At 66.1% G+C, this 18,079-nt stretch carries 16 protein-coding genes; 9 read left to right on the top strand and 7 right to left on the bottom strand.

Going from position 1 to position 18,079, the window contains the following annotated elements; translation table 11 throughout:
* Positions 1-24 precede the first annotated feature (24 nt).
* Together AB0C34_RS25235 and AB0C34_RS25230 are read right to left on the bottom strand one after the other, a co-directional pair.
* Positions 25-1,179, bottom strand: coding sequence for an 8-amino-7-oxononanoate synthase (locus AB0C34_RS25235; protein WP_357077727.1), 1,155 nt, complete (start codon positions 1,177-1,179; stop codon positions 25-27).
* A gap of 60 nt (positions 1,180-1,239) precedes the next feature.
* Positions 1,240-1,722, bottom strand: a complete 483-nt coding sequence (locus tag AB0C34_RS25230; RefSeq protein WP_357077724.1) for a MarR family winged helix-turn-helix transcriptional regulator — start codon at positions 1,720-1,722, stop codon at positions 1,240-1,242.
* 59 nt (positions 1,723-1,781) lie between these two features.
* Between AB0C34_RS25230 and AB0C34_RS25225 the strand changes: the two genes are divergently transcribed.
* Positions 1,782-2,153 (top strand): cupin domain-containing protein, encoded by a 372-nt coding sequence (locus AB0C34_RS25225; RefSeq protein WP_357077722.1) that lies wholly within the window; start codon positions 1,782-1,784, stop codon positions 2,151-2,153.
* 16 nt (positions 2,154-2,169) lie between these two features.
* On the opposite strand, the gene AB0C34_RS25220 is transcribed toward AB0C34_RS25225, so the two are convergent.
* Together AB0C34_RS25220 and AB0C34_RS25215 are read right to left on the bottom strand one after the other, a co-directional pair.
* Positions 2,170-3,447, bottom strand: coding sequence for an adenosylmethionine--8-amino-7-oxononanoate transaminase (locus AB0C34_RS25220; RefSeq protein WP_357077719.1), 1,278 nt, complete (start codon positions 3,445-3,447; stop codon positions 2,170-2,172).
* Positions 3,448-3,841: 394 nt separating this feature from the next.
* Positions 3,842-4,291 carry a MarR family winged helix-turn-helix transcriptional regulator gene (locus tag AB0C34_RS25215; RefSeq protein WP_357077716.1) on the bottom strand — a complete coding sequence of 150 codons (450 nt, stop codon included), beginning with the start codon at positions 4,289-4,291 and terminating at the stop codon, positions 3,842-3,844.
* A gap of 30 nt (positions 4,292-4,321) precedes the next feature.
* Here AB0C34_RS25215 and AB0C34_RS25210 point away from each other — a divergent pair, with 30 nt between their 5' ends.
* Genes AB0C34_RS25210 through treY form a run of 3 tightly spaced genes read left to right on the top strand, consistent with a single transcriptional unit; the run spans position 4,322 to position 9,494 of the window.
* Positions 4,322-4,870: a cupin domain-containing protein gene (locus AB0C34_RS25210; RefSeq protein ID WP_357077713.1), complete on the top strand. Its 549-nt coding sequence runs from the start codon at positions 4,322-4,324 to the stop codon at positions 4,868-4,870.
* Between the two features lie 59 nt (positions 4,871-4,929).
* Positions 4,930-7,050 carry a glycogen debranching protein GlgX gene (glgX, locus tag AB0C34_RS25205; protein ID WP_357077711.1) on the top strand — a complete coding sequence of 707 codons (2,121 nt, stop codon included), beginning with the start codon at positions 4,930-4,932 and terminating at the stop codon, positions 7,048-7,050.
* 11 nt (positions 7,051-7,061) lie between these two features.
* Positions 7,062-9,494, top strand: coding sequence for a malto-oligosyltrehalose synthase (gene treY, locus AB0C34_RS25200; RefSeq protein WP_357077708.1), 2,433 nt, complete (start codon positions 7,062-7,064; stop codon positions 9,492-9,494).
* Positions 9,495-9,590: 96 nt separating this feature from the next.
* Here treY and AB0C34_RS25195 read toward each other — a convergent pair whose 3' ends face one another.
* A complete protein-coding gene (locus AB0C34_RS25195; RefSeq protein ID WP_357077705.1) occupies positions 9,591-9,827 on the bottom strand; it encodes a hypothetical protein in 237 nt (78 codons plus the stop codon).
* A gap of 89 nt (positions 9,828-9,916) precedes the next feature.
* Here AB0C34_RS25195 and AB0C34_RS25190 point away from each other — a divergent pair, with 89 nt between their 5' ends.
* Both AB0C34_RS25190 and ilvA read left to right on the top strand, forming a co-directional pair.
* Positions 9,917-10,351 (top strand): nitroreductase family deazaflavin-dependent oxidoreductase, encoded by a 435-nt coding sequence (locus AB0C34_RS25190; RefSeq protein WP_357077702.1) that lies wholly within the window; start codon positions 9,917-9,919, stop codon positions 10,349-10,351.
* 59 nt (positions 10,352-10,410) lie between these two features.
* Complete coding sequence (ilvA, locus tag AB0C34_RS25185; RefSeq protein WP_357077699.1) at positions 10,411-11,769, top strand: threonine ammonia-lyase IlvA; 1,359 nt, start codon at positions 10,411-10,413, stop codon at positions 11,767-11,769.
* Positions 11,770-11,870: 101 nt separating this feature from the next.
* On the opposite strand, the gene AB0C34_RS25180 is transcribed toward ilvA, so the two are convergent.
* Positions 11,871-13,577 (bottom strand): hypothetical protein, encoded by a 1,707-nt coding sequence (locus tag AB0C34_RS25180; protein WP_357077696.1) that lies wholly within the window; start codon positions 13,575-13,577, stop codon positions 11,871-11,873.
* 540 nt (positions 13,578-14,117) lie between these two features.
* A complete protein-coding gene (locus tag AB0C34_RS25175; protein ID WP_357077693.1) occupies positions 14,118-14,627 on the bottom strand; it encodes a DUF3459 domain-containing protein in 510 nt (169 codons plus the stop codon).
* Between the two features lie 518 nt (positions 14,628-15,145).
* Between AB0C34_RS25175 and AB0C34_RS25170 the strand changes: the two genes are divergently transcribed.
* From AB0C34_RS25170 to AB0C34_RS25160, 3 genes are all read left to right on the top strand, one after another.
* Positions 15,146-16,312, top strand: coding sequence for a hypothetical protein (locus tag AB0C34_RS25170; RefSeq protein ID WP_357077690.1), 1,167 nt, complete (start codon positions 15,146-15,148; stop codon positions 16,310-16,312).
* Positions 16,309-17,544: a hypothetical protein gene (locus AB0C34_RS25165; protein ID WP_357077687.1), complete on the top strand. Its 1,236-nt coding sequence runs from the start codon at positions 16,309-16,311 to the stop codon at positions 17,542-17,544. The genes AB0C34_RS25170 and AB0C34_RS25165 overlap by 4 nt, the downstream gene beginning before the upstream one ends.
* A gap of 41 nt (positions 17,545-17,585) precedes the next feature.
* On the top strand, positions 17,586-18,079 hold a 494-nt coding region (locus AB0C34_RS25160; protein WP_357077684.1), incomplete at its 3' end, for an MFS transporter.

Genomic DNA, 18,079 nt, shown 5'->3' with positions numbered 1-18,079 from the left:
GTGTGCGGGGGTGCGTGTTGCCGTTCACGCGGGCACCACATCCGCTTCCCGCGCCTCGACCAGAACCTCGCCGAGTACCGCGGCGATGGTGTCGAGTTCGGCCGCAGTGAGATCGGCTCGCGCCGTCAGGCGCAACCGGGAGGTGCCCTCCGGAACCGACGGCGGACGGAAACAACCCACGGCGAGCCCACGGGTCCGGCATGCCTCGGCGGCGCCGACGGCGACCTGGGCGGCGCCGAGTACCACCGAAACCACCGCGGACTCGGGGACAGGGACACCGGCAATCCTGGCGAGGTCCGCGGCGCGCTCCAGCACCCGATCGGCGCGTTCGGGTTCGGCCCGCAGCAGGCGCAGCGCGGCCCGTGCCGCACCGACGGCGGCGGGTGCGAGGCCGGTATCGAAGATGAATGTGCGCGCGGAATCGATCAGGTGAGCACGTACCCGCGCGTCGGCCAGCACGACACCCCCCTGCGCGGCAAGGGATTTCGACAGGGTCGCGGTGATCACCAGATCCGGCTCCCCGGCCAGACCGAGTTCGGAGACGAGCCCGCGCCCGCCCGTGCCACGCACGCCGAGTCCGTGCGCCTCGTCCACGATCAGCACCGCACCGTTCGCCCTGGTCACCCGGTGCAGTTCAGCCAGTGGCGCGAGATCGCCGTCCGCGCTGAACACCGAGTCGGTGAGTACGAGCGCACGATCCTCCCTGCGCACCGACAGCAGCCGGTCCACCGCCGCCACATCGCAGTGCGGCGCGATCTCCACCCGGGCCCGGGACAGCCGGCACGCGTCGACCAGAGACGCGTGGCTGCTGGCGTCGGAGACGACAAGCGACCCGTGACCCGACAGCGCGGTGACCGCGCCCAGATTGGCGGCGTACCCGGAGGCGAACACGAGCCCCGCTTCGGCACCGACGAATTCGGCCAGTTCGGCCTCCAGCAGCTCGTGCTCGGTGGTGGTGCCGGTGACCAGGCGGGACCCGGTGGCCCCGGCGCCCCAGCGGCGCACCGCGGCAATCGCGCCGTCGGTCACTCGGGGGTGGCGGGCCAGCCCGAGGTAGTCGTTGGAAGCGAGGTCGATCGACTGCGCCCGCGGGGAACGGGGGCGCAACTCCCGACGCAGTCCCGCGCCCACTCGCGCCGCGGCATGTTCATCCAACCAGCTCAACGGATCGGTAGTCACGGCTACGCAGCATACTTGAACACCGTTCAGGTATGCAGCGGCCGAGCCGACCCGATGAAGTCACGGACCGTTGAACCAGTTCGGCGTATCGAACCGGAACACCTCACCAGGAGACAGCGTGCGCAGATCCCGTTCCAAGGCGGCGAGCCGGTCCGCGCCGAGCAGGACCGCCCAGCGGTCGTGGATCCGGTCGAACGCGTGTGCCGACCGGGTCAACACGTCCAGGGCGCGATCGGTCAGCGTGTAGACCTTGCGCCGGGCATCGGCGGGGTCGTGGCCCCGCCGCAGGTAGCCGAGCCGCTCCAACGCCTCGACATGCTTCCCCGCGGCCTGTTTCGAAACACCGAGCGCCCGGCCGAGATCGGCGGCCGTGCAGCCGTGCGGTCCGCCCACTCGACCGACCGCCTGGAAGAGGAACCCATGCATGGGCCGCAGCTCTGCGTGGCCATGCTCGGCCAAGTCGACGTGCACCTCATCGATCACCGCACGGAAGCCGAGCAGCATTCGCAGCGGCAGCTCGTAGCCACCGGCGTCACTTGACATATTGGACAACCTCGTTGACTATATGGACAACTTCATTGTCTATCTTAGAGGTGCCCCCGATGATCGTCATCCCCCACACCGACACCCGCCGCACCGAGACCCCCGGCGGAGTCATGACCACACTCGCTTCCCCCACCCAAGGCGGCGCATCGCTCGCGCTGTGGCGGGTCGAGGTACCCGCGGACACCGCGGGGCCGCTGCACTTCATCGACGTCGAACAGATCTGGACGGTGCTGTCCGGTCGGATCGATATCGCCATCGAAGGATCGGAGATCACCGCCGCCGAGGGCGATACGGTGATCCTCCCGGCCAACGCACTGCGCCAGGTGCGCACCGGCGAGGGGTTCGCGGCCATCGTCACCGCGCAGGCGGGCGCGCGGGCGGGCACGCCGGGCAGCGACAGCACGGTGGTGCCGCCCTGGATCGCATGAGCGTCCACGCCGACGGCTAGGTCGACCGCGCGGCAACCGCTGCCCGCATTCCCGCGGTGATCGTCGCGATGTCGTCGGAAGTGCTGATGAACGGCGGCATCGCGTACACCAGATTGCGAAACGGGCGCAGCCAGACACCCGCCGCGACGGCGGCGTCGGTGGCGGCACGCAGGTCCACCGGACGGTCCAGTTCGATCACACCGATCGCGCCCAGCACGCGCACCTCGACGACACCGGACAGGCCGCGCGCCGGGGCGAGTCCCGCCATCAGCTCGGCCTCGATCCGCGCCACCTCCTCAGGCCACTCACGCGACCGCAACAACTCGATCGAGGCGACCGCGACCGCGCAGGCAAGCGGGTTGCCCATGAAGGTCGGCCCGTGCATCAGCCCGCCGTGCACCGCGCTGATCGCCTCGGCGATCCGCGCGGTGCACAGTGCCGCGGCGAGCGTGAGATAGCCGCCGGTCAACGCCTTGCCCACACACATGACATCCGGGCTCACCCCGGCCTGATCGGCCGCGAAAAGCGTTCCGGTACGGCCGAATCCGGTCGCGATCTCGTCGAAGACCAGCAGCACCCCGTGCTCGTCGCACAGCCTGCGCAGATCGGTGAGATAGCCGGGATGGTGCCAGCGCATCCCGCCCGCGCCCTGCACCACGGGCTCCACGATGACCGCAGCGAGTTCGCCGGCGTGCGCGGCGATCAACCGCTCCAGTTCTGCGGCATACTCACTCCGGTACTCGCGCGGAGGCACCGGCGCGAAGAGCTGATTCGCCAGGATGTCGGTCCACAGCGAGTGCATGCCGCCATCCGGGTCGCACACGCTCATCGGGGTGAACGTGTCGCCGTGGTAGCCGCCACGCCAGGTCAGCAGCCGCCGCTTCTCGGGCTTACCGAGCGAACGCCAGTACTGCAGACACATCTTTACCGCGACCTCGACCGACACCGAGCCGGAGTCGCACAGGAATACCTTGTCCAGGCCGGCGGGCGTCGACTCCACCAGCAGCTCGGCCAACCGAGCCGCGGGCTCATGGGTGAGCCCACCGAACATCACGTGACTCATCCGCTGCGACTGTGCGACCAGCGCGGCGTCCAGCACCGGGTGCCGATAGCCGTGGATGGCGGCCCACCAGGAGCTCATGCCGTCGACCAGTTCGCGTCCGTCGGCCAAGGTCAGCCTGGTGCCCACGGCGCCGGTCACCACCAGCGGCTCGGTCGTCGCGGGGAAACCGCCGTAGGGATGCCAGACATGTTCGGTATCGATCGCGGTGATCTCGTCAGGGGTCAGTGCCACAGAATTCCTCGGCGTCGAACGACCGCCCCGGCGCACCGGGACGACTTGAACAGCGTTCAAGTTACCAGTCGATCCGGCGGATAGGAATGAGCGCACTCAGAACCTGATACGGGCTCGGCCATTCCTACGCCGGACGACTCCCGCTTCCGAACTCGACCTGGACGAATTCGGTGGCATGACCCTTTCGGCGGGGGCCGCGCGATCACGCTGTGGACCGACGGCATGCTCGACTCGGCAGATCTACCGGCGCTGAAGTCGAGGTCGTCCAGGGAGCCCGCACCGAAACTGGCCGTGACCTGGCCAGCCTGAACCCGGTAACGCCCCGCTCGGCTCCGATCGACCGACCGACCGAACATCGTGTGCCGCAGGCGATTTACGCGGCACGACCGACCGATCACCCCGCATCCGCGATGTTTTGGGCCAGGGCCTGATTCACCTCCACGAGCGCCGTCCGCAGCTCGGTGAAACGGCGCTGCCCCAGTCGCCGTGCCAGCACACGCTCGATGTCGCGAATTTGTTCGGCCGCCACACTCAGCGCGGCACGGCCCGCCTCCGTCACAGTCACCACCCGCGCCCTCCGGTCGGTCGGATCGACCTCGCGCGTCACCAGGTCGCACCGCTCCAGATTAGTTACCAGTTCCCCCATCGACTGCGGCGTCATTCCGGCCGCGTCCGCCAGCCCGGCGATCCGTGACCCCGCCGGGTCCAGGTACCGGAACACCGCGTAGTGCGCGGGGCGCAACTGATCATCGAGGCGGGCGCGCAATTCCTGATTCAGCGCGCGTTCACAGGCCGTGGTGGCCTGACTGAGCAGTTTCAGCAGCGTGGGATCACCCGTTGACATATTGCGAAGGTTACCTTTATATCTTTGGGTATGCGCGACGATCCGACACTCACCTTCCGCAACGGTCACCGCGTCACCTTCGTCGCGAACGGAACCGACGAACAGGGGCCCTACCTGCGGCTCGAGCACATCTTGCTGCGGCCCGAACGGCTGGCCGGACCGCATTGGCATCCGGTGCTCGGCGAGCGGTGGACGGTCCGCCGTGGCCGGGTCCGATATCGAATAGACGGCGTCGAGATCGTCGCGAGCGCCGGCGACACCGTCGACGCGCCGGCAGGGTCCGTGCACGAGTTCTGGAACGAGGCCCCCGACACCGTGATCGACCACGAGATTCGCCCACCGCTGCGGCACTGGGAGATGTTCCGGCTCTGGCACAACCTCGACCGCGCGGGCAAGACCACCCGGGCCCGGGTACCGCGCGATCCGCTTGCCCTCGCCTTGCTGTGGGATTACCAGGACGGGTACCTCGCGGGCGTCCCCGCGTGGTTGCAACGGAGCGTGCTCGGCAGCCTCGCGCGTGTCGCACGCGGCTGCGGTTATCAGCGCCGCTGGCTGGAAAACGGCCCCGACCTCCCCTGACCGGTCCGGCCGGAACCACCACGGAAAGCACACCCGCCGCTGCCACTAGTGTCGTTGCCATGGCTCAGCCCCACGAAGCGTCCAGCGACGCGACATCACTGGGTGTCTGGCCCGGCACCGCCTATCCTCTGGGTGCGACCTATGACGGCGTAGGTACCAATTTCTCCCTGTTCTCGGAGGTCGCCGACGCGGTGGAACTGTGCCTGGTCGCCAAGGACGGCACCGAGACGCGAATCGGGCTCGAGGAGGTCGACGGTTACGTCTGGCACGCGTACCTCCCCACGGTCGGCCCCGGCCAGCGCTACGGCTTCCGGGTGTACGGGCACTACGACCCCGAACACGGATTGCGCTGCGACCCCAGCAAATTCCTACTCGATCCCTACGGCAAGGCGTTCGACGGCGAGTTCGACGATCACCCCTCGCTGTTCACCCACGGGCTCGACTCGCTCGGCCACACAATGACGAGCGTGGTGATCAACCCCTACTTCGACTGGAGCACCGACCGCGCTCCGAATCGGCCCTACCACGAGACGGTGATCTACGAGGCACACGTCAAGGGCATGACGATGACCCATCCCGAAGTACCCGAGGAATCGCGCGGTACCTACTCGGGCATCTCCCACCCGGCGGTCATAGATCATCTGAAAAACTTGGGCGTCACCGCGATCGAGCTGATGCCGGTACACCAGTTCTTACACGACCGGGTCCTGCTGGATCAAGGGTTGCGAAACTACTGGGGCTACAACAGCTTCGGATATTTCGCGCCACACAACGAGTACGCGACGCTGGACCGCGCCGGCTCGGCCGTCACCGAGTTCAAAGCGATGGTGCGAGCGCTGCACGCCGAGGGCATCGAGGTGATCCTCGACGTGGTCTACAACCACACCGCCGAGGGCGACCACCGGGGGCCGACCATCGGGTTCCGCGGCATCGACAACGCCGCCTACTACCGCTTGGTCGACGACGACCCTTCGCGCTATATGGATTACACGGGCACCGGAAACAGCCTCAACGTACGCCATCCACATACCCTGCAGTTGATCATGGACTCACTGCGTTACTGGATCCTGGACATGCACGTCGACGGGTTCCGCTTCGACCTGGCCGCTACGCTGGCACGCGAACTGCACGATGTGGATCGGTTGTCCACGTTCTTCGATCTGGTGCAACAGGATCCGGTGGTGAGTCAGGTGAAGCTCATCGCAGAACCCTGGGACGTCGGCGAAGGCGGCTACCAGGTCGGCAACTTCCCCGGACTATGGACGGAGTGGAACGGCAAATACCGCGACACCGTGCGCGACTACTGGCGTGGCGAACCAGCGACGTTGGGCGAGTTCGCTTCTCGGCTCACCGGCTCCTCGGATCTGTACGAGGCCACCGGGCGGCGGCCGAGCGCGAGCATCAACTTCGTCACCGCGCACGACGGGTTCACTCTGCGAGACTTGGTGTCCTACAACGAGAAGCACAACGAGGACAATGGCGAAGACAACCGCGATGGCGAGAGCTGGAACCGGTCCTGGAACTTCGGCGTCGAAGGTCCCACCGATGACGAAGAGATTCTCGCGCTGCGCGCCCGACAGAGCCGCAACCTGATGGCCACGCTGGTACTCAGCCAGGGCGTGCCGATGCTGGCGCACGGCGACGAGATGGGCCGCACCCAGCACGGCAACAACAATGTCTACTGTCAGGACTCGCCGCTGGCCTGGATGGACTGGTCGCTGCGGGACACGAACGCGGACTTGCTGGCGTTCACCCGCGCCGCGATCGCGTTACGCACCGAGCACCCGGTCTTCCGGCGCCGCCGTTTCCTTGCGGGCGGACCTACTCGCTCATCCGATCACACCCGCGATATCGCCTGGCTCACCCCCTCCGGCGCGGAGATGACCGCGGCGGATTGGCACAGCGGCTTCGGCAAGTCGCTGGCGGTCTACCTCAACGGCGAGGGCATCCCCGAACCCGGCCCGCGCGGCGAACGGATCACCGACGATTCGTTCCTACTCTGCTTCAACGCCCACGACGCGGCCATCGACTTCACGCTGCCGGGAGCCGCGTACGGCGCCGAATGGTCGGTGGCACTGGATTGCTCGACGCCGACCGGGCAGTCGATTGCCCACTATCCGGCCGCCGCCACCGTCACCGTCGAATCCCGCTGTCTCCTCGTCCTCCGCCACGCCGCATGACCGAAATGCCGATGACCGCGACCGCTTCCACCGAAACGCACCCGACCGACTCTGTCTCCCGGCGCCGCGCAGCGACACGCGAGACGGCGATCCGCAGCAGCTACCGACTACAACTGCGGCCCGACGTGCTGACCTTCGCCGCGGCCGCCGCCATCGCGGAATACCTACAGCAGCTGGGTATTTCACATCTCTACCTGTCGCCGGTGCTGACCGCGGCACGCGGTTCCACGCACGGCTACGACGTCACCGACCCGACCACCGTGTCGGCGGCGCTCGGCGGCCCGACCGGGCTCAAGGCACTCGCCGACGAGGTGCGCAGCCGCGGTATGGGGCTGATCGTCGACCTGGTCCCCAACCACGTCGGCGTCGCCGACCCGCGGCAGAACCCCTGGTGGTGGGATGTGCTGCGGAACGGCCAGGAATCCAGGTTCGCGCACTACTTCGACATCGACTGGAGCCCGGGCAACGGCACCGGCGGCAGGCTGGCGCTGCCGGTGTTGCAGAGCGAGAACGACCCGGCCGCGCTGACTGTCGACCGCTCGGGCGCCGAACCCATGTTGGCACTGCATGATCTGCGCTTCCCGATCGCCCCGGGCACCGACGGTGACAATGCGCTGCGCATTCACGACAAACAGCATTACCGTCTGGTGAGTTGGAAGGCCGGGCTGTGCAGCTACCGCCGGTTCTTCGCGGTCAGCAGCCTGGCCGCGATCCGCCAGGAAGACCCCGAACTCTTCGAGATCACCCACCGCGAACTCGCCGCCTGGTGCGAGCACGACCTGATCGACGGCGTGCGAGTCGACCATCCGGACGGGCTCGCCTACCCGGCCGAATATCTCACCCGGCTGCGCCGTCTGATCGGCCCGCACCGGCTGCTTCTGGTGGAAAAGATCCTGGCCAACCGTGAGCCGCTCGACGCGACGCTGCCGGTCGACGGCACCACCGGCTACGAGGCGCTGGCCGACGTCGGGGGTGTGCTGATCGATCCGGAGGGCGAACAGGCGCTCACCGAACTGTCGCACCGATTCGCCGCACATGGCAGCGACCGCGCGTGGGTCGGCGAGACAGAGCACCGGATCAAGCGGGCGGTCGCCGAAAGCATCCTCGCGCCGGAGGTCCGGCGGCTGGTGACGGCGATCAAGCAGGATGCGAACGCCGAGAGTTTCGACACCTTGGCACTGACCAACGCCACCATCGAGGTACTGGCTTTCATGCCGGTGTACCGGGCCGACTACGCGCCGTTGGCCGGGATGATCGGCGCGGTGGTCGCCGAGGTGGAGAAGCGCAACAGCGAACTCACCGCACCGCTCGCGGTGCTCGTCGCGGCCTTGGCTGCCGACGGCGCCGCCGCGGTCCGGTTCAGCCAGGTATGTGGTGCGGTCACCGCCAAGGCCGTCGAGGACACTATGTTCTATCAGGCCGTTCGGCTGGTCTCGCTGCAGGAGGTCGGCGGTAACCCGGCCAGGTTCGGCCGCTCGCTCAACGAGTTCCATGTCTCCAACAGTGAACGCGCCCGGCGCTGGCCCGCGACCATGACGACGCTCTCGACGCATGACACCAAGCGCGGCGAGGACGTGCGGGCCAGGATCGGCGTGCTCTCCCAGGCCGCGGAGACCTGGGCGCGCAGCGTCGAGTCTTGGTTGGCGACCACGCCGGCACCGGACGGGGCGACCGCACTGTTCTTGCTGCAGAACATGTTCGGCGTGTGGCCCGCCGACGGCCGGCCGGCCGCATCGGTGCCCGGCCTGCGCGAGCGTCTGCACGTGTTCGCCGAGAAGGCGATCCGTGAGGCGAACACCAAGACCTCCTGGGAGGAGTCGGACGCCGAATTCGAGACCGCGGTGCACGGGTGGCTGGACGCGGTGATCGACGGCCCGGTCGGCTCCGAACTCGGCGACCTGGTCCACGAACTGGCCCCGCACGCCTGGTCGGACGCGCTGTCACAGAAGCTGTTGCAGTTGTGTGGCCCCGGAATCCCAGATATCTACCAGGGCTGCGAACTGTGGGAGGACTCCCTCGTCGACCCGGACAACCGCCGGCCGGTGGACTTCGCCGCCCGCGCGGGCATGCTCCAATCGTTGACCGGCACACCGACACTGGACACTACCGGTGCGGCGAAGATGTGGATCGTCGCCTATGCGCTGTGGCTGCGCCGCGAGCGTCCGGACTGCTTCGTCGGCGGTACCTACCAGCCGCTGTTCGCGGTCGGAGAGCATGCAGGACGAGTGGTGACCTATGCGCGTGGCCGGGCGGGCGAAGCACCGGAGGTGATCGTCGCGGCCACCCGGCACAGTGTGGGCCTGGCCGAGAGCGGCTGGGGCGATACATTTCTGGAGGTGCCCACCGGCAACTGGACCGACCGGCTGACCGGACACACGTTCCAGGGGCGAGCACGGCTGGAGAAGCTGTTCGGGCGACTACCGGTCGCGCTGCTGGTTCGCTGAAGCCGCGCGGTCACCACGCCGACTTTCTCGAACGACATCCCGGCGGCGAAGGGTGCCCGGCGGGCTGAGGGCGGTGCAGAACACCGCGCCGGATGCCTAGAACACGGTCTCGGCTCGACGAGCATGCCGACGCGCGCCGACCAGCCCGGCGGTGCCGCGCGCGGCACCGACCGCGGCCGCAGCCAACACCGCGATCTGCGGCGATCCGGTGATCAGCGCCAGAACCAGGCAGGTCATCAGCCCAACGACCAGCGCCTCGAGCTTGTACACCGGCCACGCACTGCCGGCAATCTCGATCGTTGCGGCGCGCACCGGAGGGTGAACCACTGCCATCACTTCAGGCTAGTCGGATATCTGAGTTCGGTCCAGCGAACTTTTTGTCGCCGGGGAACACAGACGATTCCTGCCGTGTTACCGCTGACATGCCACTCAAAGGTGAATACGAACCGAGTACATCCGACTGGGCCCGCGATCAGGCTGAGAAGTACGAGAACTCCGACGGCAACGATGCCACTACCTTGCAGGGCAAACCCGTCATCCTGCTCACCACCAAGGGGGCGAAGACCGGCAAACTGCGCAAGACCCCGCTGATGCGGGTGGAACACGACGGGGAGTACGCCGTGGTCGCCTCGCTGGGCGGCGCGCCCAAGCACCCGGTCTGGTACTACAACGTCAAGGCCGAACCGCACGTCGAGCTGCGCGACGGCGCGGTCAACAAGGATTACACCGCGCGCGAAGTTTTCGGCGACGAGAAGGCACTGTGGTGGGATCGGGCTGTCGAGGTGTGGCCGGACTACGCGAACTATCAGACCAAAACCGATCGGCAGATTCCCGTATTCGTCCTGAGCCCCCGGTAATCCCCTGTCACTGCCACCCGCCGCAGCACGCCGCCGCGGCAGGTGGCAGCATATTTCGGGTGTCCAATCCGCTTGATGTCCTCGACGACCTGTCCGGTCCTCGTCCCGCGCTCACCGCGGACGAGATCGATGCTGCCGCCAAGCGAATCTCCGACATCATCGACCCGACCCCCCTACAGCGCAGTGAGCGGCTATCGGAGCTGACCGGGGCGAACGTCTACCTCAAGCGCGAGGATCTCACCGCGGTCCGTTCCTACAAGCTGCGCGGCGCCTACAACCTGGTGATGCAGCTGACCGCGGACGAACGCGCCGCAGGCGTGGTCGCGGCCAGCGCGGGCAACCACGCGCAGGGTGTCGCGTTCGCGTGCCAGGCAATGGGGATCACGGGCCGGATCTACGTGCCGACCACCACGCCGAAGCAGAAGCGTGACCGCATCCGGGCGCACGGCGGCGAGTTCGTCGAACTCATCGCCGTCGGCGAGACCTACGACGCCGCGGCAGCGGCTGCCGCCGACGAGGTGGCCCGCACCGGCGCGACCATGGTGGCGCCGTTCGACGACGCGCGCACCGCCGCCGGTCAGGGCACTATCGCGCCGGAGATCCTGGAGCAACTCGGCGCCGCGCCAGATCTGGTGATCATCCCGGTGGGCGGCGGCGGCTGCCTGGCCGGTATCGGCACCTACCTGCGCGAGCGATCCCCGCGCACCGCCATCCTCGGCGTGGAGCCCGCCGGCGCGGCCTCGATGACCGCCGCACTGGTGGCGGGAGGTCCGGTGACGCTGCCGGAGATCGATCCGTTCGTGGACGGCGCGGCGGTGCGCCGAATCGGCGCGGTACCGTTCGCCGCGGTGTCCGGTTTCGGCGGGCGGGTGGTCTCGCACGGCTCACTGCCCTTACTGACCACCACCACCGAATCCCCCAGTGGCGCGGGCTCTTTCCGCATGATGCACGTCGATGAGGGCGCGATCTGCACGACGATGCTCGATCTGTACCAGAACGAAGGCATCATCGCCGAGCCCGCGGGCGCGCTCGCGGTGACGGGGCTCGCCGAGATCTCCGTGGAGCCTGGCTCCACGGTGGTGTGCTTGGTGTCCGGTGGCAACAACGACGTCTCCCGGTACGGCGAGATCATCGAGCGCTCGCTGGTGCACCGCGGCCTCAAGCACTATTTTCTGGTCGACTTCCCGCAGGAACCCGGCGCGCTGCGTCGCTTTCTCAACGAGGTGCTCGGCCCCGACGACGACGTCACGATGTTCGAGTACGTCAAGCGCAACAACCGTGAGACCGGCGCGGCGCTGGTCGGTATCGAACTCGGCGTGCCGGAGGGACTCGGCCCGCTGCTGGAGCGGATGCGCGAATCTCCGATCCAGTGCGAGCAGCTGGAGCCGGGCTCGCCGGCCTATCGCTATCTGACCTGAGCCGAGGCGCGATTCGGCCCAGCGAGCCACCGAGCACGGTGCTTCGGCGCGGGTGCCCGCAACGCGTGGTAGCCGAGGCGCCCCGGCCTAGGCACATCCGGTCATGACTCGTCGATGACTTCAATACGGTGGTTATCGAGGATCCGTCCGTTCTCGTCTTCGATCCGGATGGCTTCGATTCTGGATTTGACTGTCGGGTGTACACCGTTCATGAAGTGCATCTTCAGTTGTGGCGGTTTGCCGTCGACCCAGTACTCATGATTCATGTGGGAGATAGCAAGTTGTCTGCGGGCTTGTGCTTCGAGGTCTCTCTGCGAAGAGCGTTGGGCGTCGGGGTCGTTGGTCTTTACTTCGTGCCAGACACGTCCTTCGTCGGTGACGATGTCGACCTCGCTGGCCATCCGGGCGCCGGTCGGTGTGGCCACATCGACAAGTGGGCCGAGATCATGGATGTTGTCGAGCTTGTGCGCCATCCGGATCTCGCCCTCGTATCCCCGAATATTCGCTTCGGGTCCGTGCAGAGCGGCGTCGTTGATCATGCGCCGGTTGATCGGTTCGCCTGCCGCGGTCCGAGTTTCCACCGCGTTCGTGAATCGGGTGACAATGTCCTGGTAGGCGTCGATTCCCGCCTGCCAGCGGTCGGCTCCCTTCTCCGCCAGCTCCGGCGATCTGTCCAACAGCGTGTTGAGGCGCTGTTGAATCGTGTCCAGATCAGCGTGCATGGCATCGAGCCGGTCGCCGGCCGCGCGGAGTTCCGGTTCGGACAGTGGTTGTTGCTCGTGCCGGTGTATCTCAGCGAGCCGGTCGACGATGTCGACACCGTCATGATCGGCTCCTGCCCGCATTTTCTCGAACCACTGGTTGGTGTTGTTCGCCGCGACGCTGTCGATCATCCGTTGCGCCTTCGGTGTCTGGGTAAAAGCTTCGGTTTCGCGTTGGGCAAGTCTGTCGGCGACGTTAGGCGGGAATCCGTCCCGGGCGAACCCCGCCCGCCGCTCGAGCAGCATCTCGCGGTAGGTGTTGCCCATCGGCAGTTGCCGGTACTCGCGGTAGCGGTCATGCAGCAGCCTGGTGGCCTCGTCGATCACGCGTGGATCCGCGCCGCTGTTCTCGATCCGAGTCAGTGCTTGCCGCAACCCTTCCGGCAACTGGTCGAGTCCAGGCGCACCGTCCCGCGCGAGACGGGCGAGCATGTCGTCGACGATTAGTGGTCCTCCACCCCGTGGCGAGGCCGCGACCTCGCGCAACACTCGGGTGAGTTCGATCTTGTCTGCCCATTCGGTGGTCCGGGCCGCAGCGTCGCGAGTGATCAGCTGTTGTGCCCGCTCCCCACCCAGATACTCATCCACCTGGCGCCGCGCGGCGGCTTCGGCCACGTCCGCGGACTCGCCTCGCTCGCGAAGCTCGCGGGACTTGTTGTTGAGAAACTCCCGCCGTAGGTTGCGCTCTCGCACCCGACGCTGTTCCTGGTATTTGTCCAGCACTGCCCGCTCGACCTGCGCCGCGGTCTCGCCGTCCACACCGGTGGCCCGGGTACTTGCCAGCAGTCCTCGCATTCCCTCGGGCAGGTCGTGACCATCGTGACCGGCCTCGACGGGGTGTGATGTCCGTTCCACATCACGTGCGCTCGCCGCGATCCGCTGCTCGCCGTGCTCATCGGCGCCTTCGTGCTCGCGCATCACATGGCGGAGTTCACCAGCGTCGCCGTCGTACTTGTCGTACAGGTGACCAGAAAGCCGACGACTGAGCAGTTCGTCCAAGTCGTCCCGCAATCGCCGCAACAGTTCACCAACGGAGAAATTCTTCACCTCCGACTACCCCGGTCAACGTACAGCCTGAGTTCGAACACGGATCTCATGCCTGGATCACCGCCCCGCAGCCGACTCGCGGCCGGGTCAGTGTCTGCTTGATAACGCCGCGGTCCTTCGGCGGACACCCTCGCGTACTTCGCGAGACTTCGCATCGAAGCATGCCTCGACAGCGGCATCGACGCACCGTCCTCGACTGCGTGGGTCAGCGGTGAATGCCGCACCTGATGCAGCGGGTATGGGTCGTCGCTGTAGCGGGCGTTAAATCTCGAACAACTGGGCGGCGCGGCGGTAGGACAGCCGCGCCCGCGCCGCGGCGGTGGCCGAAGGCCCGCGCCAAAGCGTCGCGCAACGGCGCGAATTCGGCGGTGGCCGTGTCGCCCATACCCGAGGGCAGTATCGCCAGGTCTCCGGGAGCAACGTTGATCATCGCTACGCGGTAGTCGCGCAGATAACACGCAGCAACCTTCCGTCTCGGACAGGCCGGCCGGTTGCCCGGCGACCACCGGAACGGCCCCGCGTCTTCGCCTTCCGCGGACTTCACCGCTCGGCGGGCGGCGCTGTCGCCAGCAGCGTGAACGAGTGACCGGGAACAGTTGTCGCGGAACGGCCTACCGTCGGCGGCTCCCAGGACAGCAGCGGGATGCCAGCAATCGGCACGGCGGCGTGATCCTCGCCGAGATTACACACCAGCGCCAACGTGCCGCGGTGCACAACAATCCAGCGCGCCGCCTCGTCGTAATCGACGGAAACATGCGTCAACCAGGGATCACTGAGCGACGCATGCTCGCGGCGAAGCGCCAAGAGTTTTCGGTAGCAAGACACCAACCGCACGTGCGCAGGCTCATCCAGTTCGCCCCAGTTCAGCTTGGAACGCAGAAAGGTCCACGGGTCGACCTCGGCGGTATCCCAGCCGTGCTCGGCGAACTCCGCCTCGCGCCCGGTGGCGGCGGCAACCACCGGATCGGAGACCGCCTCCATTGCCGCCGCCGCACTGTCGTGATCATCGCGGTGATCAACGACCAGCCCGACAGCCTCGACCTTGGTCAACCACGATCGCGATGCCCACTGAACACTGCGGCCCGTGTGCCATACCGTAGGCATTTCCCCCATATCCGCCGAGCGCGCGACTTGCGACGATCGCATCCCGCAGACAGTACGACCCGGACCCGGAAACACAATCCTTCTGTCACCAGATGCCCGGTGCGCACTCGCACGGGCATCGCGCTCACCCGCTGGTGTGCAGACCAACAGCAGCTACCAAGCAGGAGCTTTTCCGATGGAAAGTGTTCTCTCCGAGGAGGGACGCGGGACCGACAAGACATCGAACGACATGGACCGCCGAGCTGACCCGACAGCGCGACCGCGCGCGAGATTCGCCATATCGAACGCGACCAATCCGGTGCGACCTAATGCTTCCTGTGCTCTTCGGTCCCAAACGTTGTTGTAGTCGTTCGAATGTGTCGAGGACTGTTATGAAGCCGCATTTTGTTGTTATTCATCGTTGGCGTGACTGTTACGCGGATTATGGTCGCTATATTGATCATCGTCGGAACGCGGTGACGTATGTGTGTAGCGAGGTCGCTCGGGGGTCGGTGCCGGAGGACGCGGCGGCGGTGGTGACGGTGGTCGATGCTGACGATATCGTTGTGATGCGTGCCGCGTTGGGTGGGTTGACCGAGCGTTTCGGGCGGCCTGTTCGTGTGGTCGCGCTGAATGAGCGTGACCTCGAGGTGGCTGCGCGGTTGCGTGTGGATCTCGATTTGCCTGGGCATCGTCCTGGGGATGTTGTCAGGTTCCGGGACAAGTTGGGTATGTGTCGTGTGGTGGCGGATGCGGGTATTGCTTTGCCTGCTTTCGCTGATGCTCCTGATACCGCCGCGGTGTTGGATTTCGCGGAGGTGCATGGTTGGCCGGTGATCGTGAAACCGCGGCTGGGCCTGGCGAGTCGGGGTGTGATCCAGTTGAATTCGTCGTTCGACGCGGCTCAGCTCGCTGAGTTCGCGACCGAACCTCGTTTGGTGCAACAGTTTTGCTCGGACGACATAGTGCATATCGATGGTTTGTGGACCGGTAGCGAGTTACGGCCTTGGCGAGCATCGCGATACCTGACCAAGTGCGCTGATTTCGACCGTGCCGGTGTGCTCAGTTCGGTGGAGATCGATGATCGCGATCTGTTGGCTCATCTCGAAGCGTTCACGCGCACGGTGTGCGCCGAGATGAGTGACACCGATCCCCTGGTGTTTCATCTCGAGGTTTTCCTGGGGCGTGAGCTGGATGGCGTTCCACGGATCCAGTTCCTGGAGATCGGTGCGCGCCCCGGCGGTTCGGAGATTCCCTTTCTGTGGCGTGAGGTGCACGGTTACGATCTGATGGCCGCTGCCGCCGATATCCAACTGGGCCGCCGACCTCGGTCGGATCCGCTTCCGAATGCCACGGTAGCCGGTTGGTTGTTGGTCAAACCATCGATTCCGTTGCCGTGCACTGTCACAGCCACTTCCCGACCGCTCGACCAGATCGGTGGCGGGCCCTATGCGAGTGTGCTTCCCGCCCCTGGTTCGTTTCTGCCTGCCGTGCAGAGTTATGAACTCTGCGGAGCGCGATTCCGGTTCGCGGGCGCGTCCAGCGCCGAGGTCGAACGCGGAATCCAACGCACCGCGGCGGATTTCCAGTTGCACTGTGTACCAGGAGAAATCCCGGCGCTGGTCCACGCCGTGGAGGGAGAACTAGAATGAAACCACACATCACGATCCTGCACCGGGTTCGCGGCGTGGATGTGTCTTTCGCCTCGCATATCGACCACAGCGCCTACTCGGTCTCCTACATCTGCACCGAACACACCCGGAAATATGTTCCGGACTCCGCCGCGATGGTGGTGGTACTCGACGATTTCAGCGCGGCGCCGGTGGTAGCGCGCGAGTTCCGCGACACATTCGGCACGCCGGAACGTATCGTCGGGCTCAGCGAATACGATCTACTCACCGCCGCGCGACTACGTGAAGAATTCGACGTCACGGGCGACCGACCCGACCATGTACACCGCTTCCGTGACAAGCTGCCGATGGGCGAGTCGATCGCGGCGGCAGGCATACCGATTCCGGCTTTCGCCGCCGCACCCGACCAGGAATCCGTCCGACAGTTCGCGCAACTGCACGGCTTCCCCGTGATCGTCAAGCCGAGGCTCGGCGCGGGCAGCGTCGGCGTCGTGAAAGTGGATTCCGAAGACGACATCGCCGCGTTACCAGACCTGACATCCGAACCCTATATGACGCAACAATACTGCCCCGACGACATAGGTTTCATCGACGGCGTCTGGGATGGCAGCCAGCTCGGACCATGGCGTGCATCCTATTACCTGAACAACTGCCTCGACTTCGCCACAACCGGCGGCGCCCTGGGAACCGTCGAAATCGACGATCCCCGACTCGAGCCACACTTCGCCGAATTCACCGAATCCGTGTGTGCCACACTAGCAGGAAAGACACCGACCGTATTCCACCTCGAATACTTCCTAGGACATCGGGACGACGGAAGCCCACATATCCGATTCCTCGAAGTCGCGGCGAGAATCAGCGGCGGGGAAACACCGAACCTATGGCGCGAAGTACACGACTACGACCTGATCGGCGCCGCACTCGACATCCAACTCGGCCGACCACTACACACCGGGCAACTCACCGACGGTCTGGTCATCGGCGACCTGATCATCCGACCACCCACCCCACCACCATGCACCATCGTCGCGACACACCTCGAGTTACCCGACGGCGTCGGCCCGTACTGGCAACAGATACCCGCGACAGGCTCCCAGATCCAGGAAACAGCCGGATACCAAGACATCGGCGCGAGTTTCCGTTTCCGCGGACACTCCAGCACCGAAGTCCGCACCGCGATCGAAGCGACCACCGCAGGCTTCCGAATGGAATGCGTTCCCTACCAAACCTCCCAAACCGTCTCGGTCGGATGAAGTCTCGGTGTCCACATTCATATCGTCGACGGAATGCAGCCATGTCGCCCCCCTCCACCGTTCTACCCGCCTCACACCCACAACGCACCCTAGCGTTCGTCACCCTCGCCAGCGCCATCGCCGCCGGGATCTATCTGTCCTCCGGCGTGCTCTACTTCACCAGGATCGTGCGGATCCCAGCCATACAGGTCGGCTGGGGGCTCAGCCTCGCAGGCGCCTGCTCCGTCGTCGCCGTCGTCATCGGCGGACAACTCGCCGACCGCAAAGGCCCACGAACTATCCTCAGCGCCAGCTTCTTCGCCACCTCCGCCGCCACAATCTGCTTCCTGGCAGTGCGCGACATCAGTAGCTACCTGCTGATCGTGCCCGTCGCGGCCGCACTACAAGCGACAGCACAAGTCATCATCGCCACCATCATCAACCGAATCACCGAAACCCGAGTCAACGAGTTCCGCGCCTACATCAGAACCGTACTCAACATCGGCTTCGCCGTCGGCGCGGGACTAGCCGGAATCGCCGCCCAGATCGACTCCCC

Source organism: Nocardia sp. NPDC049220 (assembly GCF_040647855.1).
In the GTDB taxonomy this organism is placed as follows: Bacteria; Actinomycetota; Actinomycetes; order Mycobacteriales; family Mycobacteriaceae; genus Nocardia.
This window is presented reverse-complemented; position numbering and strand designations above follow the sequence as displayed.